At 61.2% G+C, this 24,271-nt stretch carries 26 protein-coding genes and 2 tRNA genes; 15 read left to right on the top strand and 13 right to left on the bottom strand.

The genetic code is table 11. The annotated features are described in order from the left end of the window. Window positions 1-19 precede the first annotated feature (19 nt). Window positions 20-96, top strand: a tRNA-Arg gene (locus ASE71_RS07935). A 224-nt stretch (window positions 97-320) separates the two neighbouring features. On the opposite strand, the gene ASE71_RS07930 is transcribed toward ASE71_RS07935, so the two are convergent. The 3 genes from ASE71_RS07930 to ASE71_RS07920 all read right to left on the bottom strand — a co-directional run bounded on the left by ASE71_RS07930 (window position 321) and on the right by ASE71_RS07920 (window position 2,775). After that, the gene (locus tag ASE71_RS07930; RefSeq protein ID WP_060517031.1) at window positions 321-1,181 is read right to left on the bottom strand and encodes a glycosyltransferase family 2 protein; all 861 of its coding nucleotides are present in this window, start codon (window positions 1,179-1,181) and stop codon (window positions 321-323) included. 75 nt (window positions 1,182-1,256) lie between these two features. Next, entirely contained in the window at window positions 1,257-2,006 is a 750-nt protein-coding gene (locus tag ASE71_RS07925; protein ID WP_034790938.1) for an FkbM family methyltransferase, read from the bottom strand. Between the two features lie 64 nt (window positions 2,007-2,070). Continuing rightward, the gene (locus ASE71_RS07920) at window positions 2,071-2,775 is read right to left on the bottom strand and encodes an FkbM family methyltransferase (protein WP_156400712.1); all 705 of its coding nucleotides are present in this window, start codon (window positions 2,773-2,775) and stop codon (window positions 2,071-2,073) included. Between the two features lie 388 nt (window positions 2,776-3,163). Here ASE71_RS07920 and ASE71_RS07915 point away from each other — a divergent pair, with 388 nt between their 5' ends. After that, the gene (locus tag ASE71_RS07915) at window positions 3,164-4,144 is read left to right on the top strand and encodes a GlxA family transcriptional regulator (protein WP_060517404.1); all 981 of its coding nucleotides are present in this window, start codon (window positions 3,164-3,166) and stop codon (window positions 4,142-4,144) included. Between the two features lie 217 nt (window positions 4,145-4,361). Here the strand turns inward: ASE71_RS07915 and ASE71_RS07910 are convergent, their stop codons facing one another. Both ASE71_RS07910 and ASE71_RS07905 read right to left on the bottom strand, forming a co-directional pair. Then, window positions 4,362-4,625: a hypothetical protein gene (locus ASE71_RS07910; protein ID WP_043623603.1), complete on the bottom strand. Its 264-nt coding sequence runs from the start codon at window positions 4,623-4,625 to the stop codon at window positions 4,362-4,364. Window positions 4,626-4,780: 155 nt separating this feature from the next. Beyond that, window positions 4,781-5,035, bottom strand: a complete 255-nt coding sequence (locus ASE71_RS07905) for a YMGG-like glycine zipper-containing protein (protein WP_034790944.1) — start codon at window positions 5,033-5,035, stop codon at window positions 4,781-4,783. Window positions 5,036-5,298: 263 nt separating this feature from the next. On the opposite strand from ASE71_RS07905, the gene ASE71_RS35665 reads away from it, so the two are divergent. Next, the gene (locus tag ASE71_RS35665; protein WP_156400711.1) at window positions 5,299-5,610 is read left to right on the top strand and encodes a hypothetical protein; all 312 of its coding nucleotides are present in this window, start codon (window positions 5,299-5,301) and stop codon (window positions 5,608-5,610) included. On the opposite strand, the gene ASE71_RS07900 is transcribed toward ASE71_RS35665, so the two are convergent. Then, complete coding sequence (locus ASE71_RS07900) at window positions 5,589-6,437, bottom strand: FkbM family methyltransferase (RefSeq protein WP_060517035.1); 849 nt, start codon at window positions 6,435-6,437, stop codon at window positions 5,589-5,591. The two genes, ASE71_RS35665 and ASE71_RS07900, sit on opposite strands and share 22 nt — an antisense overlap. A gap of 189 nt (window positions 6,438-6,626) precedes the next feature. Then, window positions 6,627-7,004 carry a hypothetical protein gene (locus ASE71_RS07895; RefSeq protein WP_060517037.1) on the bottom strand — a complete coding sequence of 126 codons (378 nt, stop codon included), beginning with the start codon at window positions 7,002-7,004 and terminating at the stop codon, window positions 6,627-6,629. Window positions 7,005-7,135: 131 nt separating this feature from the next. On the opposite strand from ASE71_RS07895, the gene ASE71_RS07890 reads away from it, so the two are divergent. After that, a complete protein-coding gene (locus ASE71_RS07890; RefSeq protein WP_060517039.1) occupies window positions 7,136-7,402 on the top strand; it encodes a hypothetical protein in 267 nt (88 codons plus the stop codon). Window positions 7,403-7,620: 218 nt separating this feature from the next. Next, window positions 7,621-7,848: a hypothetical protein gene (locus ASE71_RS35660; protein WP_156400710.1), complete on the top strand. Its 228-nt coding sequence runs from the start codon at window positions 7,621-7,623 to the stop codon at window positions 7,846-7,848. 134 nt (window positions 7,849-7,982) lie between these two features. On the opposite strand, the gene ASE71_RS07880 is transcribed toward ASE71_RS35660, so the two are convergent. Continuing rightward, window positions 7,983-8,058 (bottom strand) — tRNA-Lys (locus ASE71_RS07880). Window positions 8,059-8,249: 191 nt separating this feature from the next. Between ASE71_RS07880 and ASE71_RS07875 the strand changes: the two genes are divergently transcribed. Both ASE71_RS07875 and ASE71_RS07870 read left to right on the top strand, forming a co-directional pair. Continuing rightward, window positions 8,250-8,996 carry a cytochrome c biogenesis CcdA family protein gene (locus ASE71_RS07875; protein ID WP_060517043.1) on the top strand — a complete coding sequence of 249 codons (747 nt, stop codon included), beginning with the start codon at window positions 8,250-8,252 and terminating at the stop codon, window positions 8,994-8,996. 116 nt (window positions 8,997-9,112) lie between these two features. Further along, entirely contained in the window at window positions 9,113-10,075 is a 963-nt protein-coding gene (locus ASE71_RS07870; protein WP_060517046.1) for an AEC family transporter, read from the top strand. Here ASE71_RS07870 and ASE71_RS07865 read toward each other — a convergent pair. Beyond that, the gene (locus ASE71_RS07865; RefSeq protein ID WP_060517048.1) at window positions 10,043-11,254 is read right to left on the bottom strand and encodes a UbiH/UbiF family hydroxylase; all 1,212 of its coding nucleotides are present in this window, start codon (window positions 11,252-11,254) and stop codon (window positions 10,043-10,045) included. The genes ASE71_RS07870 and ASE71_RS07865 overlap by 33 nt on opposite strands. A 273-nt stretch (window positions 11,255-11,527) precedes the next feature. On the opposite strand from ASE71_RS07865, the gene pcsA reads away from it, so the two are divergent. The 8 genes from pcsA to ASE71_RS07825 all read left to right on the top strand — a co-directional run bounded on the left by pcsA (window position 11,528) and on the right by ASE71_RS07825 (window position 20,439). Then, window positions 11,528-12,253 carry a phosphatidylcholine synthase gene (gene pcsA, locus ASE71_RS07860; RefSeq protein ID WP_034790952.1) on the top strand — a complete coding sequence of 242 codons (726 nt, stop codon included), beginning with the start codon at window positions 11,528-11,530 and terminating at the stop codon, window positions 12,251-12,253. Window positions 12,254-12,262: 9 nt separating this feature from the next. Further along, window positions 12,263-13,234: a quinone oxidoreductase family protein gene (locus ASE71_RS07855; protein WP_060517050.1), complete on the top strand. Its 972-nt coding sequence runs from the start codon at window positions 12,263-12,265 to the stop codon at window positions 13,232-13,234. Between the two features lie 48 nt (window positions 13,235-13,282). After that, window positions 13,283-14,857, top strand: coding sequence for an ABC transporter ATP-binding protein (locus ASE71_RS07850; RefSeq protein WP_060517052.1), 1,575 nt, complete (start codon window positions 13,283-13,285; stop codon window positions 14,855-14,857). Continuing rightward, a complete protein-coding gene (locus tag ASE71_RS07845; RefSeq protein WP_060517054.1) occupies window positions 14,847-15,941 on the top strand; it encodes an ABC transporter permease in 1,095 nt (364 codons plus the stop codon). The genes ASE71_RS07850 and ASE71_RS07845 overlap by 11 nt, the downstream gene beginning before the upstream one ends. Then, on the top strand, window positions 15,941-16,861 hold the full coding sequence (locus ASE71_RS07840) for an ABC transporter permease (protein ID WP_043620304.1): 921 nt from the start codon (window positions 15,941-15,943) through the stop codon (window positions 16,859-16,861). Before ASE71_RS07845 ends, ASE71_RS07840 begins: the two co-directional genes overlap by 1 nt. Window positions 16,862-16,910: 49 nt before the next feature. Beyond that, entirely contained in the window at window positions 16,911-17,981 is a 1,071-nt protein-coding gene (locus ASE71_RS07835; protein WP_034791380.1) for a BMP family ABC transporter substrate-binding protein, read from the top strand. Window positions 17,982-18,200: 219 nt separating this feature from the next. Beyond that, the gene (locus ASE71_RS07830; protein ID WP_051659212.1) at window positions 18,201-18,980 is read left to right on the top strand and encodes a FadR/GntR family transcriptional regulator; all 780 of its coding nucleotides are present in this window, start codon (window positions 18,201-18,203) and stop codon (window positions 18,978-18,980) included. Window positions 18,981-19,146: 166 nt separating this feature from the next. Continuing rightward, on the top strand, window positions 19,147-20,439 hold the full coding sequence (locus tag ASE71_RS07825; protein ID WP_060517056.1) for a hemolysin family protein: 1,293 nt from the start codon (window positions 19,147-19,149) through the stop codon (window positions 20,437-20,439). 273 nt (window positions 20,440-20,712) lie between these two features. Here ASE71_RS07825 and glp read toward each other — a convergent pair whose 3' ends face one another. The 4 genes from glp to trpD are packed head-to-tail and all read right to left on the bottom strand — an operon-like array spanning window position 20,713 to window position 24,260. After that, on the bottom strand, window positions 20,713-21,924 hold the full coding sequence (gene glp, locus ASE71_RS07820; protein ID WP_060517058.1) for a gephyrin-like molybdotransferase Glp: 1,212 nt from the start codon (window positions 21,922-21,924) through the stop codon (window positions 20,713-20,715). Between the two features lie 4 nt (window positions 21,925-21,928). Then, complete coding sequence (moaC, locus tag ASE71_RS07815; RefSeq protein WP_060517060.1) at window positions 21,929-22,417, bottom strand: cyclic pyranopterin monophosphate synthase MoaC; 489 nt, start codon at window positions 22,415-22,417, stop codon at window positions 21,929-21,931. Continuing rightward, on the bottom strand, window positions 22,417-23,232 hold the full coding sequence (trpC, locus tag ASE71_RS07810; protein WP_060517062.1) for an indole-3-glycerol phosphate synthase TrpC: 816 nt from the start codon (window positions 23,230-23,232) through the stop codon (window positions 22,417-22,419). Before trpC ends, moaC begins: the two co-directional genes overlap by 1 nt. A 14-nt stretch (window positions 23,233-23,246) precedes the next feature. Then, a complete protein-coding gene (gene trpD, locus ASE71_RS07805; RefSeq protein WP_060517064.1) occupies window positions 23,247-24,260 on the bottom strand; it encodes an anthranilate phosphoribosyltransferase in 1,014 nt (337 codons plus the stop codon). Window positions 24,261-24,271: the final 11 nt, after the last annotated feature.

Here is a 24,271-nt window from a genome sequence, read left to right as displayed (position 1 = left end):
GACGGGCACAGCCCGGGACGGCCCCTTAGCTCAGTTGGATAGAGCACCTGCCTTCTAAGCAGGTTGTCGCAGGTTCGAATCCTGCAGGGGTCGCCAATAATTTCAAGAACTTAATAGCTGTTTTTGGGAATTCGAAAGAAGCTCGATTACAGCTTCCCTTTGCCGATGGCAGAATTCGTCGGCCAGGTGATCTCTCCATCCGCGAAACGGCGCCGTCGCTGACCCGTTGTCTCCCGGTAGATCTGTTCGTCCGCCATGAGCGGCAGATCTCTAGTACGCCACCACGCGGCGGATAAGTCCGGCGATTCGCGCCGCACCACTCAAGGAAAGCTACGCGCTCGTTTCCGGAAACAGGAAAGAAGCGCGGTAACAGGCTTGAACAAGAGCCTGTGGCCCTTGGTGAACATGCGGCCCGGACGATGGATCGTCAGTGCGTAGAGATACGAGCGCTTTCCTTGCAGGTAGGACCGGAATTTCTGCACCACTTGACGTCGTGCATCGTTCTGTCGAGCCCGCTTTGCGTCCGTGAGACTGAGATGTTGCGTGACCAGGCTTTCTTCGCAACCAACGATCAATCCGCCTTCCAAGGCAAAGCGAATAGCCCATTCACGATCGACGGCCCTGCGGAAATCCTCGTCGAAGGCGAACTTGCGCAAGGTCGACACGCGGGTGAGCATGGTGCAGGTACCGACCCTTCCGTCGCCGGGGAGAGGATCGTCGCAGAGGAGATGGAGCGCGACCGCGTCGCCACCCACCGGCTGCGCGGTGCCCATGGCGCTGAGGCTCCTCGTCTTGCCGTCGGAGATCACGCGCCTCCTGCAATAGACCGAGATAGGAGCCGCATGCCGTTCTTCCGCCGCAAGCAGCTTTGCGATCTGGACCTTCAGACGCTCTGGTGCATTTTCGTCGTCCGAATCGAGGAACGCCAGGATTTCGCCGGTTGCTTCGCGTGCGAGTGTATTGCGCGCGCCAGCGTTGCCCTTGTTGTTACTATGGCTAACCAGTCTTACCCGCGAATCCTGCTGGCTGACGGTCTGCACGATGGCAGCGGAGCGATCGGTGGAGACGTCGTCACAGACCAGGATCTCCAGGTCATCCCAGTCCAGTTGCCTGGCGGATAAGAGCGTCTGCTCGATCGTCTCTTCGGCGTTGTAGCAACATATCGCAAGTGTTACGCGCATCGATGCCTGTTCCTATTGCGATCTGTGCTGGTTCAGCGGCAGTCCCGTCATCGCCGGCATGTTTCCGGATGAAGGCTAACTCTGATTGTTTGTTTTGCCCGACGAACCGACCATGCGGACAGGAACGGCATTCGGTTCCAGATATGAACTGTCTGAGCGCACGAAGAGCACGTCGACAAGGCGATTGTGCGATCGATGGGGGATGACATCGGCGACTTCGAAGCCTTGCTCTGCCATGTATGCGACAAGTTCCGAAAACCGATAGCTACCTTCAAACCGGCGACGAAGGCTTGCCTCTGTGAAGACGAACTGCGTCTCCCGAAGCGTTTTCTCGGCTCCCTTCAGAACATCAAGGTCAAAGCCTTCGGTGTCCACCTTCAATCCGAATGGGCCTTTGTAGCCCTTGTTTTCCAGAAGTTCGTCGAGGGGTGAAATCTGTATCTCGACCGTCTTTTCCGGCTGCCGCTTCCAGTCCCTGCGTTTCATCAGGCTTGAGGAGGGGCCTTCCAGGGAAAGGGTTGCTACGCCCTTGGCAGAGCCTGCGCCCGATTGAATGTAGTCAAAATTCAGGCCCTTTACGCTGTCTGCGGCCTTCTCCATCGTATCTGGCTGCGGATCGACCAGGACGAACTTTTTGTCCTTGAACAGTTCGTAGAACACCGGGCTGCCTTGATAAACGCCGACGTCGATGAATGTATTGATATCGAACCCGTAGCGCTTCAGGTATGCAGCAGAGTAACGCTCCTCGGAAACATGGAAACCTTGTCGCGTTAGCATCGAGGCGGCTGAGCGAAGCACCCGATTGAACAGCTTTCCCTTGGTCATAGTCCCCTCGGCAATTGCAATTTTCTCCAGACGAAACGCCTGGCCAAGTTGATGTCGTACTGGCTTAGATTTTGAGGCAGTTGTCCGGCATGTAGAACACGGACGTCCGCCATGGCCGGCCGTTCACCGGTCCGAAGCCGTCGAAGTCGAGGCGGCGATAGCCGTTGTTGATCAGCAGGTCGTATCCCTCTTGGTACCTCTCGCGTTCGCTGTTGTCCCAGATGATTGCGGACGGCCTCTGCTTCAGGTTCATCGTCGCCTTGGCACAATTCACGCGATCGCGGCCGTCTATGACAACAACGTCGAACGCGGTGTCTTGGTGGCGCGTCACCTCGGTGGAGTAGTCGCCCCCCTCTACCAATTCGCGATAGTTGTAAGTTACATTGGCCGGCGATTGCTTGGAGATCAGCTCGAACCAGTCGCGGTCATGTTCGACGCTGACCACCGACATCGCCTTGCGGCTCCACCAAAGCGTGGAGTTGCCGCTGCCATACTCGAAAACGCGTAAGTCAGTCAGTTGCCGGGTGCCGAGAAAATACAACATCGGGTAGGTGTACCAGGGGCATGGTTCTCCGTCGGCGGTCATCGGCTTGTGCTGTTTTGCACTCTCCAACCAGCCCATCTGCCTCGCGCTTTCGACGAACTTCGGGAAGAAGTCGCGCGGGATATCCGGAGTCTCCCAAAGAAGCAGGTCGAGTTTCTGCTCGATCTTTGGAATGCGGCCGATGAGCTTTGTCGCTTTTACGAAGTTCTTCATCGCGCCCAGCATCATAGTCTCCCTCAGTTGCGGACATGCTTAATGGCTTATATGTTTTGTTAGCGCAAGCGGTTGAAACGCGGATCCGGCGAGCGTCGAAGTCCGGCAGGCGCACAGCCTGAACTGCAGGTGTAACGCCGTTTCCTCCCGAGCAACGAGTCCCTTCGTCGACCTGCCGAGGCGCTGGACGCCGGGGCAGTGGCGCTACGATTCCGCAAGATCACATAAAAAAACGGGCCGGCGGATGGTTTCCGACCGGCCCGTTCCGGCAAAAGGCGGAAAGGGGAACGTCTCTGCGCGGGGCTGCAGCGCCGCGCGTAGGGAGATCGATACGGTCTGATAATGCCCGAAAGGCAGCATGGGAATTGACATTTCCCGCTTGAAATTTGACATTTCTCGCATGCCTTCCGATGGACGTCTACAATCTGTGATCGAAGTTTCCGTCGTTATCCTGCCGGAGTCGTCAATCATGTCGCTTGCCTCAGTGCTGGACCCGATGCGCGCCGCAAACCGTATCTCGGGGCGCGAGGTGTTTCGCTGGCGGCTGCTCTCGGCCGATGGCAAGCCGGTAGCCCTGACCTGCGGCGTGCCGATTGCGGTCGAGGGCACACTTCGCCCGCCGCTTGCCGGCGACGCGCTGCTGGTGATCGGCGGCTTCAACCTTGATCGTCACGCCGGCAAGAAATTCATCGGTGCATTGCAGGAGTGCTCGCGCCATTTCGATATCGTCGCCGGCATCGAATCGGGCTGCTGGCTGCTCGGCCGCAGCGGTCTGCTCAATGGCCGCAAGGCGACAGCGCATTGGGAGGAGCTTGAGGATTTCAGCCAGGCCTTTCCGGAGTTGACGGTGCTTGGCGACCGGTTCGTCATCGACGGCAAGTTCTGGACCTCGGGCGGCGCTTCGCCGACCTTCGACATGATGCTGCACTGGATCACCCAGCGGCTAGGGTCTGCACTGGCGCTCGATGTCGCCAGCATCTTCGTCTACGACCAGACGCATAGTGCAGCCGACGTGCAGCCCTATGTTTCGCTCGGGAGGATCGAGACGCGCGACCCGAAGCTCGCCGAGGCCATCCGCCTGATGGAACGCACGCTGGAGCGTCCCTTGACGATCGCCGCGTTGACGAAGCGGCTTTCGATCTCGCAGCGCAAGCTGGAGTTGCTGTTTGCGCGCGGACTATCGACGAGTCCCGGCGCCTATTACCTACGCCTGCGTCTTCAGTTCGCCCATCGGCTGGTGCGCGACTCCGCTAGCCCGATCCGCGAGATTGCCCTTCGATGCGGTTTCGACAGCCTGTCTGCATTTTCGCGCGCCTATAGCCGCGAGTATGGAATGAGCCCGCTGAAGATGCGACTGGCCCGCAGAGGCGCGGAAGCATAGGCAGCGCCGTCAGGCACGCGACTATTGGGAAGGCCGGGGTGAGGGGCCCGCGAATTGCTCACGGCACCGCCGATGCGGATTGTTCGCGTGTTTTGGGGCAGCCGCGCCGACGGCACCCGCTGATGCGTCCCGATCATGCATGGAGTGCGACGTCGTTCCGCACGCCCTGCGTCGCCGGGCCGCATCCGGCCGGGCGCAGTCGCGGGGTCATTATGCCCTAATGAACCGTTTGTGGCGGCTCGTCGGTAAAGGCTTGGATGCCGTCGCGCTGGACCGTGGCGATAAACTCCTCGAAAGCTTCCCTGTCGGTCGGGAAGGGCTCCTCCCATGTCGTAGAGAAGCCTTCCTCGTCGATGACCTCGAGGGTCCAGTCGCGATTCGTGCCCGCCTCCCGGTAGATCCGCAATTCCACGACGACGCCATCGTCACTGAATTGGCCGGAAAATTCCGAAAACTCGTAGTTCTGTTCTTCGTCAGTCATGTCTGAAGTGTAACACGCTTGCTTGAGGACGTCCTGCCATGTTCGGCCTCGACGATATTGCTCGCAGCTTCAGCCGGGCACACAGGCGCATTCGCCGGCCTCCACGAAGGTTTGGACCGGGGATGCGCCTGTCACCTTGGCGAATGGTCTTGCTGTTACCGGCAGCGGGCTTCGTAGCGGCGGCCATAGCGGTCGCGATAGATGCAATAGCCCTGGCGCTCCTGGGAGCGTCCGATCAGGTTGCCGATAACGCCACCGGCGACCGCGCCGATTGCCGCGCCGCCCCAGCTGTCGCTGACCGCGCCACCAATGATCGCACCGGTGCCGGCGCCGATCGCCGTGCCTTTCTCGGTCTGCGTGCAGGAAGCAAGCGTACCAATCATCAAAACCGCAATGACAAGCTTTCTCATGCCTTCACCCCTTTGCTCGATACCAAACTGGGCAGTTCACCGCCTTGCATCCTCAGCGTGAGCCTCAGCATCTACTCAACGCGTCGAATTGTCGATAGCACGGAATGCAACAGGCGAAAGATACGGCGCGGTTCCCTCCAAAAAGTGGAGAAAATAGGCTTGCATGGCGATGCATTTTGATGTCCAAGGACACCAGCAAGAAGTTGATTTCAATAGGGTGTTCGTGGTGAGCGCGCAGGGATTCGAACCCTGGAATATCCGCCTTGTGGATCACTGACATCGCCCTCGAGCTCATTGCCTGTCGCCTGCTAGCCGCCGGCTTGCTCCAGCCGCCTTTCCCTGGCAGCGGTGATCGGATGGCAGATTTCGAAACGGTCGCTCATGAAAAAAGGCTCCAGCATCGTCGAATGCTGAAAACTAGCCGCGCGCCGGTAGCGTCAAACGCGCCAAGCCGAACCAGCACCCTGGCAATTGCCCGCGCCACTTTCGAGCATCGTGTCGCGCAGATGATCAAGACCACGACCCGGATCAATGCTGTTCCAAGCCTTGCCCGTTATACATGTGAGGAAAAGTAAACGAGCCAATCCAGGCCGACATTCTCAGAAGCCATGCGGCCGATCTCAATCTCATGCGCGTAGCCATCATCGCCGACGAAGCGCGGGCTTCTTCCATATAGCCCGGCGATCTCGCTGACCAACGCCTTGGCGTCATAGTTCCGACCGAAGTTTATCTCCGCCACGAGTTGAGGGCGGTACTCACGCATGTAATGCAGCATGCCCATAAGAACACGATACTCCGCGCCTTCAACGTCTAGCTTAATGAAGTCGAGGTGCCCCAGATCCATTTCAGAGAAAGTGCTCGTCGGAACGGTGATGATCTGACCGCGCGCTTCAAAATATTCATTAACATGGTCGAGAATACAGGCATTTTTCGCCTCGCCGTCAGGGATCCAGAACTTGGGGGATTCGCCTGTCGCGTCGTCTAGCGCGATCTCGTGCACCTTCGAAAATCCATCAAAACCGTTAATAGAAAGCGATTGGCGCAACAGGCGGGCGACATGGGGGTTTGGTTCAAATGAATGACAGAACCCGCTTGGTCCGATCAGGGCCGACATCAGATGGGAGTAATAGCCGAAGTTAGCGCCAATGTCGGCAACACGCATGCCGGTCTTCACGATTCTCACCATGAACTGGGTCAACCCTATCTCCCACGCTCCATTCATCATCAAGTGGGCACCTAAACCGATGTCCTTCGTGTCCAAATACATCATGAACTGACCAAGGACGCGGCAGAGGGCAGTGTTATCCCCGAGGTAACTGGTAAAGCAGCGCTCCCTCACCTTCGCCATAACCTCGGTCGGCTGGCCGAGGAGATCAGCCGGTGTAAGTAGGTCGCCTTTCATGATGTTCCCCGTTCGCGTCAGATTCTAGCAGGCTGATGGGTCCGCCAGTCATACTCATAATCGCTCACTCAGCCTTACCTATTCTTGTGAGTGATTACAATATCAAGGCTAAGTTGCTTAACTGAAGTTTCACGCTTTGCAGAAGAATTTTCCAGGCTGTCGACTTACTTTCGCTTACTCATGATGCTTTTAAGCTACATTGGGCCCTTGCCAGTTGCCGACGGCACCACTCTCGAGCAAGGTGGTCGAGCGCACCCGCAAGTTGTAGTTGCCGAGCGTGTTGCCAGCCAGGATGCCGCCACCCCCGACGAGGGAAGCGTTGTTGAGCGTTCCATATCGAGCGTTGTCCTTGGAGAGTAGCGAACCGACGACATCCCGCGGACTGGTGCCGATTCCTGTCAGATCACTGCCGGTCGCCTCGCTGGAATAAACTTTGCCAAGGATGTTGCCGCCGCCGCTCAACAGCACATTGTGGATGTTCGGGTTGTTATTGAACAATTCGCCGCTGATCATCTTCCGGCCGCGCACGCGCGTGTTGGCGATGTCCGAATGCGAAACATTCTTCAATTCGAACCATCGCGCGGCCTTCCGGTCACCCTTCAGATTGTTGCAGTTTTCGATCAGCCAGCCATAGCCGCCGCAGTGCCCGAGAGACTGTTCGTCACCGTGACATCATTCACGCCCCGCAGGATAGAGCCGTGCCTCCGGTCTTCCTGCAGCGCGATATTGAGGAATGGGATGACGCGCGCCAGAGCCGCTATGCCGGATCCGCGTCGATCGCATTCGAGCGCATGGGCTTTGTCATCGCTTCGCCGATCCGCGATCTATTCGTTGCGATGACCGCGCCGCTAGGGTGGGAACTGAGACCGACCCATCATTCAATGTCGAGTGACGTCGTCGACGCTCGCGGACGGGTACGCGCGCATTCCATAAGGCTGCATTTTACGATCCGCGTGCCGACCTGAATTTGATGCCACCCTATTCAGTCGTCTTTGTGCCACGAACAGAGCCGGATGAGGACCGATACGAACTGAGAGACAACGGGACTGGCGAGGTGATCGCGGCGAGTGAGTGGCGGGCAGACTGGCACCAGCTGAAAGCAGATCGCCAAGAGCTCCAAGCGAAGCTGATCGAGCGCTTCCCTGATGCTGGCGATCCCGCCGTCTACTGGGAGGAGTAAAGCGTGAGCAAAACTGGGTGGCGACGAAAGAAGGGGATCGAACGCAAACCAGGAATGCGCCGCCTCGAGCGATGGACGCCGCAGGCCGCGCACAAGTCCTGCATGACACGCGTGATCGATATTGAACTGCTGCTGCAGGAGATCGCCTCCTGCTACGGCGATGTCGGCCAGACCGTCGTCTCTGAGTGCGACGTGATGCGGGACGAAACCCTTCGCGGCCAGAGAGCCTAACGCGACGACGCCCTGTCCGAAGGCAGGGATAACTCATGGTGATTATCCGGCATTTTCGCCAATGTCGGACGCGTCGGAAAAAGTCGGACGGAAAAACCAAGAAGCCAGAAAATTCAATGAAATGAATACGATGATGGTGAGCGCGCAGGGATTCGAACCCTGGACCTACTGATTAAAAGTCAGTTGCTCTACCGGCTGAGCTACGCGCTCCCTGGCCGCGGCGGTGAAGCCCGGCGGAAGTGGCCGGACATATGCACGCGTGTTTCCCCCCGGTCAACCGAAAAATTGCGGGTTTTGTGAAGAAACGGTGCATGGCGCAATGATCGCCAAAAGGTGATTGGTATCATCATGATCCTGCGGCTAAGGAATGGCCCAAATGCCGCGTGCCGGAGTTGTTGCCGTTGTCGATCGCCGATATTTCCATCTGGACCGCCGTCCTTGCCGGCGCCCTTTCGTTCCTTTCTCCCTGCGTTCTGCCGCTCGTACCGCCCTATCTCTGCTATATGGCGGGCGTCTCGGTCGATCAGTTCCGCAGCGGTGATGCGGCGACCATCGGCAGCACGAGACGCGCTGTCTTGCCGGCAGCCCTGTTGTTCACGCTCGGTTTTGCCACCGTCTTCGTGGCGCTCGGGGCGGGGGCCTCGTCGATCGGCATGCTGCTTCGGCAGCATATGGACCTGCTGTCGCGCGTCGGCGGCGTGATCATCATCATCATGGGCCTGCATTTCCTTGGCGTGTTCAAGATCGGGCTGCTCGCGCGGGAAGCGCGATTCCAGGGCGGCGGCAAGCCGGCGACGCTCTCGGGCGCCTACATCATGGGTCTTGCCTTTGCCTTCGGCTGGACGCCCTGCATCGGCCCGGTACTCGGCACGATCCTCGGCGTTGCTGCCGCACGTGACACCGTGTCCGACGGCGCAATGTTGCTGGCGATCTATTCACTGGGCCTTGCCGTGCCGTTCTGGATCGCGGCTGCGTTTTCCGGCTCCTTCATGCGCTTCCTCCTCCGCTTCCGTCGCCATCTCGGTCTGATCGAAAAGCTGATGGGCGGCCTTCTGGTGCTGGCGGGCCTGGCTTTTCTCTTCGGCTTCATCAGTTCCGTCGCCATCTGGTTCCAGACGACCTTCCCGATCCTGATGAAAATCGGCTAGGGCATACCCTCGTATTTTAGAATCACTTTTCGGCTTAACCGGCCTAATCGTCAGGCCGGTTCGTGCGCTAGGCGTGCGGGCGTCGGCGCGGGAAGGTGAAGGATGCGAGGGACAAGATGACGGAAATCGCGGGCCTGGTGCTGCCGTTCTTCGGCCTGATCTTCCTCGGCTATCTGACGGCGCGCTTCGTCCACCATCCGGGCGAGGCGATGGGGTGGCTGAACACCTTCATCATCTACCTCGCGCTGCCGGCGCTGTTCTTCAAGCTCGTCTCGCGCACGCCGATTGAACAGCTGGCGCGTGCCGACTTCATCCTGACCACCGTCGGGGCGACCTACATCGTCTTTTCGCTGATCTTCCTCATCGGGGTTTATGTCAGGCGAAACTCCATTGCCGAGGCGACGATCCAGGGTTTTGGCGCTGCTTATGGCAATATCGGCTACATGGGGCCTGGCCTTGCGCTCCTGGCGTTGGGCGATGCCGCTGCCGTACCGGTGGCGCTGATCTTCAGCTTCGAAAACGCCGCGCATTTCGCGGTCGCACCGGCGATGATGGCGATATCAGGCGGCCGGCAGGAAAAGCCGCTGGCGCTTGCAGCCAGCGTCGCGCGCAAGATCATTCTGCACCCGTTCATCCTGGCCACACTTGCCGGTGTGGTCGCCGCCTTTTTCGCCGTGCAGCCGCCAGTTCCGGTTCAGCGGCTGATCGATTATCTCGCCCAGTGTGCGGCGCCCTGCGCGCTCTTTGCCATGGGGGTGACGCTGGCGCTGCGCCCAATCAAGCGCATTCCCGTCGAGATCGGCTACATCGTCCCGGCGAAGCTGCTCTTGCATCCGCTCGTCATGTTCACGGCAATGAGCCTGACGGGGAATTATGATCCGGTCTGGGTGCAGACGGCGGTACTGCTCGCAGCCCTTCCGACGGCGACGAACGTCTTCGTTATCGGCCATCAATATGGCGTGTGGCAGGAGCGAGCCTCGGCGACGATCCTCATCACGACGACACTGTCGGTCGCAACGGTGACCGGCCTGCTTTACCTGATCCGTTCAGGCGCTCTTCCGCCCGATCTTTTCCCTTAAGCCTTCCTTGAAGGCGTTGAGCGCGCTGCCGGGGTGCACGCCTTCGCGCATCAGCAGGCTGCGGAGCGGCCCAACCGCGGAAAGCACGTGCAGCCCCAGCGCGCGCAGCGCCTGCACCGGCAGGAAGCCAGAGAGCAGCGAGCGGTTGAGCAGATCCACACTTGCGGTGCGGCTGATGATGTCCGGCCGGCGGCGGCTGTCAAAGCGGTCACCGATATCGCCGGCAAGCGGCTCGCCGCTGGATACACCGATGATATCGACGAGCGTCATCACATCGCGGAGGCTAAGGTTGAGCCCCTGAGCGCCGATCGGCGGGAAGGCGTGCGCTGCTTCGCCAAGAAGCACGGCGCGGCCCTTGCCGAAGCGCTGGGCGGTCATGCCCGAGAGCGGGAAGGATTGCGGCGTGCCCTCGACGGTTACCTTGCCGAGGATTGATTGCATCCGGTCTTCGACGGCGCGGGAGAGTGCCGCGAGATCCAGCGTCAGCGTTTGTGCGGCATCCTCGGGTTTGCGGACCCAGACCAGGCTGGAGCGGTTGCCCGGCAGGGGCACTTGCGTGAAGGGACCGCTTTCGGTGTGGAATTCGGTCGAGATGTTCTGGTGCGGCAGCTCGTGCGCAAAGTTCAAGACGACCGCCGTCTGCGGATAGGACCAGGTGCTGACGGAGATCTTCGCCGCTTCGCGCACCGGCGACCGACGACCATCGGCGCCGACGAGGAGATAGGCGCTGCATTGGCTGCCGTTTGCAAGCTCGATCGTTGCGACAGCGTCCGAAAGTTCAAAGCCGATCGCCGACGTGGTGATGCGTGTCAGTGTTGGGCTCTCTTCGGCGCGGTGGCAGAGAATATCGATGAAGGGCGCATTGGGGATATTGTAGCCGAAGGCGTCGAGCCCGACTTCCGAGGCACGGAAGTTGACCGGTGGCGCCCGCAGCAACCGGTTGGTGCCGTCGAGGATACGCATGGTCGAAAGCGGAGCCGTCAGCGGCTCGACCTTTTCCCAAAGGTTGAGCGTCTTCAGATACTCGATCGATTGGTCCATCAGCGCGGTGGTGCGTCCGTCGGCAACCGCCGGCTCCGGTCCGATCAAGGCCACGCGGTAGCCCGCATCGGCAAGCGCAATGGCCGCAAGCGATCCGGCAAGGCCCGCACCGATAATGGCGATGTCGAAGTGGTCCATGATGCAAAAGCCCTTTCGCGCAAGCTGTGAGGCGTCTTGGCCCAGCCTCGATCATACCTCTAGTCGCCGGCGCATGCGAAATAAATGGGTAGAATCAGCGCAGAAGCAATTTGCAGGTGTCCACAGGACAATGGGGCGAGGGGAGGCTGTAATACTTGAATTTTAGTGGCGATGCGTTGCAAAGGGTGCATATTACGGGCAACGCGCCGCACAGCGGTCGAGGCGGGTCAAGGCCCGCACGGGGAAAACAGCAGGGGTGGGCGGCATCCGCAGATGAAGTTCTTTAACTATAGACGAGTTCCCTACGCCGAGATTCGCGCCTTTTCCGTGCATATCTTGACCGCCTCGGGGTCGTTTCTCGCCTTCCTGGGTGTCGTGGCTGCGGCCGAGCATCGCTTCGTCGACATGTTCTGGTGGCTGGGGCTGGCGCTGCTCGTCGACGGCATCGACGGGCCGATCGCCCGCAAGGTGCGCGTCAAGGAAGTGCTGCCCAACTGGTCGGGCGATACGCTCGACAACGTCATCGACTATGTGACCTATGTGCTGTTGCCTGCCTTTGCGCTCTACCAGAGCGGCATGATCGGCGAGCCCTGGTCCTTCGTGGCGGCCGGCGCGATCGTGGTTTCGAGCGCGATCTACTATGCCGATATGGGCATGAAGACGGACGAATACTTTTTCTCCGGTTTCCCCGTCGTCTGGAACATGGTCGTCTTCACATTGTTCGTCATTCAGGCGAGCGAGCTGACCGCGTCGATCGTCGTTTTCGTGTCGGTGGTCTTGACCTTCCTGCCGATCAACTTCCTTCATCCGGTTCGCGTCCAGCGCTTGCGACCGCTGAACCTCGGCATCTTCCTCTTGTGGTCGGCGCTCGGCATCTATGCGCTGCTCCTGCATTTTGCGACGCCGGCATGGGTCGTGACCGGCTTCGTCGTCACAGGCATCTATCTCTACGTGATTGGCTTCGTGCTGCAGATTTTCCCAAGTCTCGGCCGGAAATAGGAGCAGGCAATGGCACAGGCGATTGTGGTACGCGAACTCGGAGGACCAGAGGTCCTGAAGCTCGAAGGCGTGACACTCTCGCCGCCGGGGCCGGGTGAAGTACAGATCCGGCAGGTGGCCGTCGGCCTCAATTTCATCGACGTCTACTTCCGCACCGGCCTCTACAAGTCGGCTTTGCCCTTCGTGCCGGGCAAGGAAGGTGCCGGCATCGTCACTGCGGTTGGCGACGGAGTCAGCCTGTTTTCCGTCGGTGATCGCGTCGCCTATGCCTCTGCCGATGGTGCCTATGCGAGCGAGCGCAACGTCGATGCTGCGCAGTTGGTGAAGGTGCCCGACGGCATCAGCCTCGAGACTGCGGCTGCGATGATGCTGAAAGGCATGACGGCACAATACTTGCTCAACCAGACCTATCAGGTCGGTCCGGGCACGACGATTCTCTTCCATGCCGCAGCCGGCGGCGTCGGGCTGATTGCCGGCCAATGGGCGAAGGCGCTTGGCGCGACCGTTATTGGCACAGCGGGCTCGCAGGACAAGATCGATCTGGCGCTGGCGCATGGCTACGACCACGTGATCAACTACCGCACCGACAATTTCGTCGCGCGGGTCAAGGAATTGACCGACGGCCGCGGCGTTGATGTCGTCTACGATTCCGTCGGGCGCGACACCTATCCGGCGTCGCTGGATTGCATCAAGCCGCGCGGCCTCTGGGTCAGCTTCGGCAATTCGTCCGGACCGGTGGAGGCTTTTAGCATCGGCATCCTGGCGCAGAAGGGGTCGCTTTTTGCGACGCGTCCGACACTCTTTGGTTACGTTGCCACGCGGCCTGCGCTGGAAGCGTGTGCAAATTCCCTGTTTGATATTGTGCAAAGCAACAAAGTGCGTATCAATATAAATCAGACTTATCCGCTTGCCGATGCGGGGCGAGCGCATACGGATCTCGAGACAAGAAAAACAAGTGGAACAACACTGCTGATTCCGTGATCGAAGCCTTAAGGCGGACGCGGATCAACAGAGGGGAAAGAGGGCAGCGTGCCTGTTGAGGGAGTAGCGGCGAACGGTCATCTATTGGCTGTGAGCAACCTGACGAAATTGTTTGGCAGCTTCGCGGCCTGCAATGGGATCAATCTGCAGATTGAACCGGGCGAAATTCACGCCCTTCTCGGCGAAAACGGCGCCGGAAAATCGACCTTGGTGAAGATGCTGTTCGGCGTATTGGCGCCGACGGCCGGCGAGATCCTCTGGCAGGGCCAGAGCGTGCGCATCGCCAATCCCGCGGCTGCGCGCAGGCTCGGCATCGGCATGGTTTTCCAGCACTTTTCGCTGTTCGAGGCGCTGACGGTCGCCGAGAACATCGCGTTTTCCATGGATGCGAACATCTCGCTGGCGAGGGTGGCGGAAGAGGCGTCGCGCCTGTCGCATGCCTATGGCCTTCCGCTCGACCCCAAGGCGCATGTGGCGGATCTCTCGGTCGGCGAGCGCCAGCGCATCGAGATCGTGCGCGCGCTCTTGCAGAACCCGCGCCTCATCATCCTCGACGAGCCGACCTCGGTGTTGACGCCGCAGGAAGCCGACCGCCTGTTCGAAACGCTCTACAAGTTGAAGGCGGAGGGGCGCTCGGTTCTCTATATCAGCCACCGACTGGAAGAGGTGCAGCGCATCTGCGACCGCGCCACGGTGTTGCGTCACGGCAAGGTAACGGGAGCCTGCGACCCAAAGGCGGAGACCCCGTCGTCGCTGGCGCGCATGATGGTTGGCGGTGAAGTCGCGGCGGTGACGGCCGAAGGCACGAGCGCCAAGGGCCAGGTGCATCTGGAAGCGCGGCACTTGACCGTGCCGGCGCGCACGCCCTTTGCCGTTTCGCTGAAGAACATCTGTCTCAAGGTGCATGCCGGCGAGGTGCTGGCGATTGCCGGTGTTGCCGGCAACGGCCAGGGCGAACTGTTCGATGCGCTCTCGGGAGAGTACCCGGTTGCCGACGATAATGCGGTGCAGATCCGCCAGAAGCCGGTCGGCAACCGCAACATCAATGCGCGCCGCCTGATGGGCGCGGGCTTCGTTCCCGAGGAGCGCCACGGCCATGCCGCGGTATCGGCGTTGCCGCTTTCGGACAATCTCGTGCTTGCTCGCAGCCGTTCGGACGCCAAGGCGTTTCTCGGCGGCGGCTTCCTCAAGATCATCCGTCGCGATGCGGTGACGAGCGCCACGAAGCGCATCTCCGAGGCGATGGACGTGCGCAAGAGTGGTGAGGATCCGCCGGCCGGCTCGCTTTCCGGCGGCAACCTGCAGAAGTTCATCGTCGGGCGTGAGCTCGACCGTCAGCCGAGCGTGCTCGTCGTCAATCAGCCCACTTGGGGCGTCGATGCGGGTGCTGCGAGCCGCATCCGCCAGGCGCTCGTCGACCTCGCCAAGGCCGGCTCTGCCGTGCTCGTCATCAGCCAGGACCTCGACGAAATCTTCGAAGTGGCGACGGAGATCGCCGTTATCAGCGACGGAAAGCTATCCGATCCCTATCCGGCAAAAGAGCTTTCGCGCGAAAAGATCGGCCTGCTGATGGGCGGCATGTACGGCAAGACGGAAGGCACGGAGGCCGCACATGCGCATTGAACTGGAAAAGCGCGCCAAGGTCTCGACGCTGTTTTCGATCCTGTCGCCGTTCATCGCCTTCCTGCTGACGATCGTCTTCGGCGGCATCATGTTTGCGCTTCTCGGCAAGAATCCGGTCATGGCGCTCTACAGCTTTTTCGTCGAGCCCTTGAGCGAGGTCTGGTCGCTGCACGAGCTGGCAATCAAGGCAGCGCCCCTGATCCTGATTGCCGTCGGGCTTTCGGTCTGTTTCCGCTCCAACAACTGGAACATCGGCGCCGAGGGCCAGTTCATCATGGGCGCGATTGCCGGCTCGATCCTGCCGGTGGTCTTTTATGACTGGCAGTCGCCGCTGGTGCTGCCGCTAATGATGCTGATGGGCATGCTCGGTGGTGCGCTGTTTGCCGCCATCCCCGCCTTCCTAAAGGCGCATATGAACACCAACGAGATCCTGACGAGCCTGATGCTGGTCTATGTCGCCCAGCTCTTCCTCGACTGGCTGGTGCGTGGACCCTGGCGCAATCCGGGCGGCATGAACTTTCCGGAGACGCGCACCTTCGCCGTCGATGCGATCCTGCCGGAAATGCTTGCCTCGGGGCGCACTCACTGGGGCTTCGCCTTCGCCATCATTGCCGCGATCCTCGTCTGGTTCATGATGCGTTACACGCTGAAGGGCTTCGAGATTTCCGTGCTTGGCCAATCGGAGCGGGCAGGGCGCTTTGCCGGTTTCTCCTCGCGCAAGATGATCTGGTTCTCGATGCTGCTTTCGGGCGCCTTTGCTGGTCTGGCCGGCATCTCCGAAGTCAGTGGCGCGATCCAGCAGCTGCGCCCGGTCATCTCGCCCGGCTACGGCTTCACCGCCATCATCGTTGCGTTCCTTGGCCGCCTCAATCCGCTTGGCATCGTCGCCGCCGGCCTGGTGCTGGCGCTCACCTATCTCGGCGGTGAGGCGGCGCAGCTGTCGATCGGCGTTTCCGAGAAGGTGACGCGCGTCTTCCAGGGTCTCCTGCTCTTCTTCGTGCTCTCCTGTGACACGCTCATCCACTATCGCATCAAGCTGGTCTTCGACCGATTGACCGCGACCAATAGCGAGGGGAGCCGCTGATGGGTATCGTCGAAGCGATCCTTCTGAGCGTCATCACTGCCGCAACACCCCTGGTGTTGGCCGCGATCGGCGAACTCGTGACCGAACGGTCCGGCGTGCTGAACCTCGGCGTCGAGGGCATGATGATCATGGGGGCGGTCTCCGCCTTCGCGATTACCCAGATTACCGGTTCGCCCTATCTGGGCATGCTTGCCGGCATCGCCTGCGGCGCACTGTTCTCGCAGCTCTTTGCCTTCCTCACGCTGAGCCTGGTGGCAAACCAGGTGGCGACGGGCCTGGCCTTGACCCTGCTCGGGATCGGCGTCTCCGGCATGATGGGCGAGAGTTTCCTCGGCATGCAGGGCGTCAAGCTGCAGCCGATCGCGATACCGCTTCTCGCGGATATCCCCTATATCGGGCCGCTGCTCTTTCGGCAGGATATCATTTTCTATCTTTCGATCGCGATCGTCGCGGGCGTGCATTGGTTCCTGTTCAAGAGCCGTGCTGGCCTCAAGCTTCGCGCCGTCGGCGATAGCCACGCCTCCGCGCACGCGCTTGGCGTCAACGTCATTCGCACCCGCTATCTCGCCGTGATGTTCGGCGGCGCCTGTGCCGGGCTTGCCGGCGCGCAGCTGTCGCTGGTCTACACGCCGCAATGGGTGGAAAACATGTCGGCCGGTCGCGGCTGGATCGCACTGGCGCTGGTGGTCTTTTCGTCCTGGCGCCCCTGGCGGCTGGTGGCCGGTGGCTATCTCTTCGGTGCCGTATCGATCAGCCAGTTGCATGCGCAGGCCTTCGGCCTCGGCATTCCCTCGCAGCTCCTTTCGTCGCTCCCCTATGTCGCGACGATCGTCGTCCTCATTCTCATTTCGCATAACCGGCGCATGACCCTGATCAATACGCCGGCATCGCTCGGCAAACCGTTTGTGCCGGACCGATGATTGCAAGCATTTCATACTGACGTTTCTCAAACCGACAGAGGTCAAGAAAATGAAAAAACTACTGCTCGTTCTCGCAAGCTCCGCGGCAGCGATCGGCTTTGCCACAGGCGCAAGCGCCCAGGAGAAGGCCAAGGTCTGCTTCGTCTACGTCGGTGCCAAGACCGACGGCGGCTGGACCCAGGCGCACGACATCGGCCGCCAGGAGCTGGAAAAGGCGCTCGGCGACAAGATCGAGACGCAGTATCTCGAAAGCGTGCCGGAAGGCCCGGATGCCGAGCGCGCGATCGAGCGTCTCGCACGCTCGGGCTGCGGCCTGATCTTCACGACGTCCTTCGGCTTCATGGACGCGACGATCAAGATCGCGCAGAAGTTCCCGGACGTGAAGTTCGAGCATGCGACCGGCTACAAGACCGCGCCGAACGTCGCGACCTACAACAGCCGCTTCTATGAAGGCCGCTACATCCAGGGCGTGATCGCCGCCAAGATGTCGCAAAAGGGCGTCGCCGGCTACATCGCCTCCTTCCCGATCCCGGAAGTGGTGATGGGCATCAACTCCTTCATCATCGGCGCGCGCTCGGTCAACCCGGACTTCAAGATCAAGGTCGTTTGGGCAAACACCTGGTTCGACCCCGGCAAGGAAGCCGATGCTGCCAAGGCATTGGTCGACCAGGGCGTCGATATCCTGACGCAGCACACCGACACGACGGCACCGATGCAGGTTGCCGCCGAGCGTGGCATCAAGGCCTTCGGCCAGGCCTCCGACATGATCAAGGCCGGCCCGGAAACGCAGCTGACGGCGATCGTCGATACCTGGGGCGCCTACTACATCAAGCGTACGCAGGCCTTCCTCGATGGCAAGTGGGAAACGACGTCGAGCTGGGACGGCCTGAAGGACGGCATCTTGACGATGGCGCCCTACACCAACATGCCTGACGACGTGAAGAAGCTCGCTGAGGACGCCGAAGCCAAGATCAAGTCGGGCGAACTGAAGCCCTTCACCGGCCCGCTGAAGAAGCAGGACGGCAGCGAGTGGCTTGCTGCAGGGGCGACGTCTGACGACGGCACGCTGCTTGGCATGAACTTCTACGTCGAAGGCGTCGACGATCAGCTGCCGAAGTAAGCAAGAGCCTACGAAACAGAATGCAAACCCCGCCATTTCGGCGGGGTTTGTCGTTTGGAAAACGCGTAAGGGTTGTTTCATCGTTCGGCGGTGCGCGGTTTACGGTTTTGCGGCCACCCTGGGGCTTTCCGGAATCGACTGTTCAAACTACATTCATTTGCGCAGGTTTAGGGGTGCCCCGCGTGCTCCGCACGAAGGCCTTGTGGCGCGTCGCGCCGTATGAAATCAGGCAGGGGAGTGCCTGGAGGAGATGGATTGAACAGGAGTTTGCTGGAAACCGTCGTGTCCGGCTCGCGCAAGCGCACGAGCCACGCACATGTTGTCGATCAACTCGGGAAGGCAATCATATCCGGCGAATTTCCGGTCGGCTCCATTCTTCCGGGTGATCCGGAACTTGCGGCACGCTTCAAGGTATCCCGAACTGTTCTGCGCGAAGCCATGAAGACGCTGGCCGCCAAGGGGCTGGTCGTGCCGCGTGCCCGCATCGGCACCCGCGTGACGCCGCGCAACGACTGGAACCTGTTCGACAACGACATCCTGACCTGGCACTTCGAATGCGGTGTCGACGAGGACTTCCTCTATCACCTCAGCGAAGTGCGCCTGGCCTTCGAGCCGCATGCGGCAGCACTTGCGGCGCGAAACGCGTCTGAGGCCGAAATCAGCCGCATGATGCGGCTCGCGGTTGCGATGGGCGAGGAGGGCCATAGCGCCGAGAGCCTCGCAAGCGCCGACCTGAAGTTCCACCTGGCTGTCGCCGAGGCCTCCGGCAACCCATTCATGCGCACGGTCGGCGGGCTGATCGAAGCGGCGCTGGTCGGTGTCTTCAAGCTGAGCTCTCCGGTCGCCGAAAAGGGCGGCATAGACGAGGTTGCCCGCAACCACATCCGTATCGTTGAGGAGATCGGCAGGCGTGACGAGGTCGGCGCACGGCTTGCCATGGAAAACGTGATCAAGATCGGGCGCGAGCGCGTTCGCAGCGCGCTGCAAAGTCGCAGTTGAGGCTGCCGCCGGTCGAGATTGTTCAACAAAACAGCGCTCGGTCCTTCCAATGTTCAGAAGATTGCAGCGATTTCATTGCTTGTGCTTGCTCGGATCGCGCGCTGGCCTTATTTGGTGAGGGCTCGCTCCTTGCGGAGCGGCTTTCGTCAACGGTGATCTGGAGACCATGTCCGAGTTTTTTGTCATTTTCGTCCTGCTTTTGATCAATGCATTTTTTGCTCTCTCGGAAATGGCAATCGTCTCGGCAAGCAAGCCAATGCTTCGCCAGATGGCAAAACAGGGAAATGCCCGCGCCGAAGTGGCGCTGAGGCTCGCTGAAGACCCCGGCAAGTTTCTTTCCACCGTACAGGTCGGCATCACGCTCGTCGGCACCTTAGCCGGCGCCTACGGTGGCGCGACAATCGCGGCGAAATTTGCGCCGCTGTTCGATGAGGTCGCTTGGATCAATCCTTACGGCAACACGGTTGCCCTCGTACTCGTCGTTACCCTCATCACCTTCCTGTCCGTGGTTATCGGCGAGCTCATTCCGAAGCAGCTGGCGCTGAAAAATTCCGAGGCGCTGGCCATGTTCGTCGCGCGCCCGATGCACTTCTTGTCGCGGATCACCGCGCCGGTCGTCTATCTCTTCGAGACCGCGGCGTCGCTTGCCATGCGTCTCCTCGGCATCCGTCCTGACGATCCTGATCATGTGACGGAAGAGGAAGTCCACGCGATCATGGCCGAAGGCGTCGAAAGCGGCGCCATCGAAAAGTCCGAGCACGAGATGCTTCGGCGAATCATCCGCCTCGGCGACCGCAACGTGAAGTCGATCATGACCCACCGGACCGAGGTGAGCTTCATCGACGTCAACGACAGCCTGGAAACGGTCGGTCGTAAGATCGATCAGTTCGGCCATTCCCGCTATCCGGTGGTCGATGGCCCGAGCAGCGACGTTCTCGGCGCGGTTCTCGCCAAGGAAATCCTGAACGCGCCGACCTCCGGTCCGTTCGACGTGCGTAGATACATCAAGGAAATCCACACCTTGCCGGAGACGGCGTCGTGCCTAAAGGCACTGGAAGCCTTCAAGTCGTCAAGCATCAACATGGCGATGATCGTCGACGAATATGGAAGCACTGAGGGCATCATCACCATCGCCGACATTCTCGAGGCGATCGTCGGCGTGCTGCCGTCGAACTACGACGACATCGAGCATGCGTTGATCCGCCAGCGCGAAGACGGAAGCTATCTTGTCGACGGCCGCACGCCGATCGACGAAATCCACCTGACGATCGGCATCGAGGGAATCGACGCCGACGGCAACTTCGAGACCATCGCCGGCTTCTTGGTGCAGCAGTTGCGCAAGACGCCGGAGGAGGGCGATGTCGCGATTGCCCATGGCTACCGCTTCGAAGTGGTCGACATGGATGCACGTCGCATAGACAAGATCCTGGTCAGCCGCTCGGACGAGACGGGCAACTGATCCATGCGCGGCCGGGGGCACCCCCGGCCTGATGCGGCAAGAGCGGTGACTGCCCCATGCGGCCGCTTACATCGTCACAAAGTGCTTCGTCACAAAACGTGAGGGTCCGTGTCACGGCGCCGAATTGGTGGCACTCTATGACGAGGCCACGTGATCATCGCTGAGGTCGCCCGACTACGGATGATCGAGAGGACCCGCCACGAACGGGAAAAGGTCGGGTTCTGCCCGGTCTTTTGTTTTTGCGCTCCCAGAGGTGGCTCGCGCTTGGTTTGCTCAGCGAAGCCTGAGAATGTCGCAGGTTGTGCCCGCAGGCGCTTCGGAGGCGTGCGGCGGGCGCACGATCAGGCAATCCGATTGCGCGAAAACCTTCATCATCGACGAGTCCTGCCGCGAGAAGGGATGGGCGACCAATGTGCCGTCGCTGTCCCGCGTAAGGCGCGCACGCACATAGTCCTGCCTGACGTCGTTGCCCGGAAGCGGGCCTGCAAGCCGCGCGGTCGTTATGCGGTCGCGCGATGGTAAGCGGGCGAGCTTACGGGTCAGCGGCTCGAGGAAGAGCAGGGCGCAGACGAGGCTGGAGACCGGATTGCCCGGCAGGCCCAGCACCGTGGCCGTTGCGAGCTGGCCCACCATGAGCGGCTTTCCCGGCCGCATGGCGATGCGCCAGAAGTCGAGCGTCATGCCGCAGGCAATGAGCGTCGACTGCACCAGGTCATGGTCACCGACCGAAGCGCCGCCGAGCGTGACGATCACGTCGACATCGGCGCCCTGCGCCCGTCTGACCTCGGCACTGATGGCGTCCCGATCGTCGCGGACGATGCCGAGATCGATGACCTCGGCGCCGTTGTCGCGCGCGATCGCCGCGACGCCGAAGCTGTTCGAGGCGATGATCTGATCGTCGCCCGGCTTGTTGCCCGGAGCCACCAGCTCGTCGCCCGTGGCGAGGATTGCGATCCGCGGGCGCTTGAAGACCGGCAGGCTCGCATGGTTCATCCCCGCAGCGAGCGTCAAACGTCCGGCGTCGAGCACGTCGCCCGCCGAAAGTGCCGCTTCGCCGGCGATAAAATCCTGGCCGGCCGTTCGAATATGCCGCCCCTTGCCGGGCACGAATTTGGTGCGGATCCGGTTGCCCGGCAACCGCTCGGTATCCTCCTGGATGATCACCGTATCGGCGCCCAATGGCACCGGCGCACCGGTGAAGATGCGCACGGCTTCGCCCGCTTTCATCTCCCCCTTGAAGCCGTGGCCCGCAGCCGATTGGCCGATCACGGTCAGTTCGGCGCCGATGGTCTCAATGTCTCGGTGGCGCACGGCGTAGCCATCCATCGCCGAATTGTCGAAGGCCGGATGGGTGACGCGCGCCGGAATATCCTGAGACAGCACGCGGCCGGGCCCGTCATGGAGACCGACGAGCTCTGTCAGTTGCGGTGGCGTGGCGCCGTGTAGGATCCGCTCGAGCGCGTCTTCGACGGACAGCAACGCCATGGCCTCAGTTCCCTTCGCGTCGATAGTCGCCGGATCGCCCGCCGGACTTGCTGACCAGCTGGATGCCGCCGATTTCCATCTCGCGATCGGCCGCCTTCGCCATGTCGTAGATCGTAAGGCAGGCGACGCTCACGGCCGTCAGCGCCTCCATCTCGACGCCGGTGCGTCCTGTCAGCTTGGCAAGCGCCTCGACCCGGAGGCCAGGAAGCGCCGGGTCCGGCGTGATATCGACGGTTACCTTGGTCAGCATCAACGGGTGGCAGAGTGGAATGAGGTTGGCCGTCTGCTTGGCGGCCATGATGCCGGCAAGCCGCGCCGTACCGATGACATCGCCCTTCTTGGCGTCGCCTTCGAGAATGAGTGTCAGCGTTTCAGCCTTCATGCGCACATGGCCCTCGGCGACGGCGATGCGTACCGTCTCGGCCTTGTCGCCGACATCCACCATGTTCGCTTCGCCGCTGCCACCGATATGCGTGAGCGTCGGCTTGCTCATCACTCGGCCGCCAGCGTGGTCGTAGCGCCGGTCAGGAGCGTGCGCGTTGCCGATTCGACGTCGCTCTTGCGCATCAGGCTCTCGCCGACGAGGAAGGTGGTGATGCCGCTCTTTTCCAGCCGCTGGCAATCCGCATGCGTGAAGATGCCGCTTTCGCCGACGAGCAGACGGTCGGCAGGCACCATTCCCGCAAGCTGCTCGGAAACCGCGAGATCAACCTCGAAGGTCCTGAGGTTGCGGTTGTTGATGCCGACGAGCGGCGAGGTGAGCTTCAGTGCCCGTTCCATCTCTTCGGCGTCGTGCACCTCGATCAGCACGTCCATGCCAAGCTCGAGGGATGCGTCTTCGAGGCGGCGGGCGTCGTCGTCGCTGAGCGAAGCCATGATGAGAAGGATGCAGTCGGCGCCCCAGGCGCGCGCCTCGAACACCTGGTAGGTGTCGAACATGAAGTCCTTGCGCAGCGCCGGCAGGGCGCAGGCCGCACGCGCCGCTTCGAGAAAGGCAGGCGCACCCTGAAAGCTCGGGGCGTCCGTCAGCACCGACAGACAGGCCGCTCCACCGGCTTCATAGGCCTTGGCGAGCGCCGGCGGATCGAAATCCGGGCGGATCAGTCCCTTCGACGGGCTTGCCTTCTTGATTTCGGCGATCAGTCCGAACGCGCCGGCGGCCTTGCGTGCGGCGAGCGCCGCATGAAAGCCGCGCGGGGTGGCCTGATCAGCGATACGCGCCTTGAGTTCGTCGAGCGAAACGTTCGACTTGGCAGCCGCGATCTCGTCGCGCTTGTAGGCTTCGATCTTGCGCAGGATATCCGTCATGTGCTGATCCTTCCTCAGGCCGCGTTCGATACGCTGATCAGGCGCTGCAGCGCGGTCTTCGCGCCGCCGCTTGAAAGCGACTGGCGCCCAAGCGCCATGCCTTCGGTGAGGTCCTTTGCCCGTCCGGCTATCATCAGCGATGCGGCCGCATTGGCAAGGGAAATGTCCCGGTAGGGGTTCTCGGCACCATCGAGCACTGCCTGGAGCGCGACCGCATTGTACGCGCCGTCGCCGCCCTTGAGCGCATCGATCGTCACCGTCTGAAGGCCGAAATCGGCGGGCGTCAGGGTGAAGGTGGAAATCTTGCCGTCCTTGAGTGCTGCGACCTCGGTCGTGCCGGTCGTCGTGATCTCGTCGAGGCCATCGCCGTGAACGACCCAGACATTGTCCGAGCCGAGATCACGCAGTACTTCGGCCAGCGGCTGCACCCATTGCGGCGCGTAGACGCCGACGAGCTGGCGCTTGACGCCTGCGGGGTTGGAAAGCGGGCCGAGCAGGTTGAAGATCGTGCGCGTTCCGAGCTCCACCCGCGTCGGGCCGACATGGCGCATGGCGGAATGGTGCTGCTGGGCGAACATGAAGCCGACACCGGCCTCGCGGATGCATTTCGATATGGCGTCCGGACCGATGTCGAGCTTGACGCCGAGGCAGGAGAGCGCGTCGGCCGTGCCTGACTTCGAGCTCAGCGCGCGGTTGCCGTGCTTGGCAACAGGCACGCCCGCGCCGGCGACGATCAGCGAGGCAAGAGTCGAGATGTTGTAGGTGCCGGCGCCGTCGCCACCGGTTCCAACGATATCGACGGCATCCGCTGGCGCATCGACCGGCAGCATGCGGGCACGCATCGCGCCCACCGCGCCGACGATTTCATCGACGGTTTCGCCGCGCACCCGCAATGCCATCAGGAAGCCGCCGATCTGCGACGGCGTTGCGGCACCCGACATGATGATTTCGAAGGCGGCACGTGCGTCTTCGCGGTTCAGCGCCTCGCGGGCGGCGACCTTGGCGACGAATGGCTTCAGATCACTCATCGATGGTTTCC

This window comes from Ensifer sp. Root954, assembly GCF_001429005.1.
Classification (GTDB): Bacteria; Pseudomonadota; Alphaproteobacteria; order Rhizobiales; family Rhizobiaceae; genus Ensifer; species Ensifer adhaerens.
This window is presented reverse-complemented; position numbering and strand designations above follow the sequence as displayed.

Excerpts from the sequence above, each read along its gene's own strand:
- ASE71_RS07930 (WP_060517031.1), bottom strand. The coding sequence starts at position 1,181 with ATGCGCGTAACACTTGCGATATGTTGCTACAACGCCGAAGAGACGATC.
- ASE71_RS07925 (WP_034790938.1), bottom strand. The coding sequence starts at position 2,006 with ATGACCAAGGGAAAGCTGTTCAATCGGGTGCTTCGCTCAGCCGCCTCG.
- ASE71_RS07920 (WP_156400712.1), bottom strand. The coding sequence starts at position 2,775 with ATGCTGGGCGCGATGAAGAACTTCGTAAAAGCGACAAAGCTCATCGGC.
- ASE71_RS07915 (WP_060517404.1), top strand. The coding sequence starts at position 3,164 with ATGCCTTCCGATGGACGTCTACAATCTGTGATCGAAGTTTCCGTCGTT.
- ASE71_RS07910 (WP_043623603.1), bottom strand. The coding sequence starts at position 4,625 with ATGACTGACGAAGAACAGAACTACGAGTTTTCGGAATTTTCCGGCCAA.
- ASE71_RS07905 (WP_034790944.1), bottom strand. The coding sequence starts at position 5,035 with ATGAGAAAGCTTGTCATTGCGGTTTTGATGATTGGTACGCTTGCTTCC.
- ASE71_RS07900 (WP_060517035.1), bottom strand. The coding sequence starts at position 6,437 with ATGAAAGGCGACCTACTTACACCGGCTGATCTCCTCGGCCAGCCGACC.
- ASE71_RS07870 (WP_060517046.1), top strand. The coding sequence starts at position 9,113 with ATGACGGAAATCGCGGGCCTGGTGCTGCCGTTCTTCGGCCTGATCTTC.
- ASE71_RS07865 (WP_060517048.1), bottom strand. The coding sequence starts at position 11,254 with ATGGACCACTTCGACATCGCCATTATCGGTGCGGGCCTTGCCGGATCG.
- pcsA (WP_034790952.1), top strand. The coding sequence starts at position 11,528 with ATGAAGTTCTTTAACTATAGACGAGTTCCCTACGCCGAGATTCGCGCC.
- ASE71_RS07855 (WP_060517050.1), top strand. The coding sequence starts at position 12,263 with ATGGCACAGGCGATTGTGGTACGCGAACTCGGAGGACCAGAGGTCCTG.
- ASE71_RS07845 (WP_060517054.1), top strand. The coding sequence starts at position 14,847 with ATGCGCATTGAACTGGAAAAGCGCGCCAAGGTCTCGACGCTGTTTTCG.
- ASE71_RS07840 (WP_043620304.1), top strand. The coding sequence starts at position 15,941 with ATGGGTATCGTCGAAGCGATCCTTCTGAGCGTCATCACTGCCGCAACA.
- ASE71_RS07835 (WP_034791380.1), top strand. The coding sequence starts at position 16,911 with ATGAAAAAACTACTGCTCGTTCTCGCAAGCTCCGCGGCAGCGATCGGC.
- ASE71_RS07830 (WP_051659212.1), top strand. The coding sequence starts at position 18,201 with ATGAAATCAGGCAGGGGAGTGCCTGGAGGAGATGGATTGAACAGGAGT.
- ASE71_RS07825 (WP_060517056.1), top strand. The coding sequence starts at position 19,147 with ATGTCCGAGTTTTTTGTCATTTTCGTCCTGCTTTTGATCAATGCATTT.
- glp (WP_060517058.1), bottom strand. The coding sequence starts at position 21,924 with ATGGCGTTGCTGTCCGTCGAAGACGCGCTCGAGCGGATCCTACACGGC.
- moaC (WP_060517060.1), bottom strand. The coding sequence starts at position 22,417 with ATGAGCAAGCCGACGCTCACGCATATCGGTGGCAGCGGCGAAGCGAAC.
- trpC (WP_060517062.1), bottom strand. The coding sequence starts at position 23,232 with ATGACGGATATCCTGCGCAAGATCGAAGCCTACAAGCGCGACGAGATC.
- trpD (WP_060517064.1), bottom strand. The coding sequence starts at position 24,260 with ATGAGTGATCTGAAGCCATTCGTCGCCAAGGTCGCCGCCCGCGAGGCG.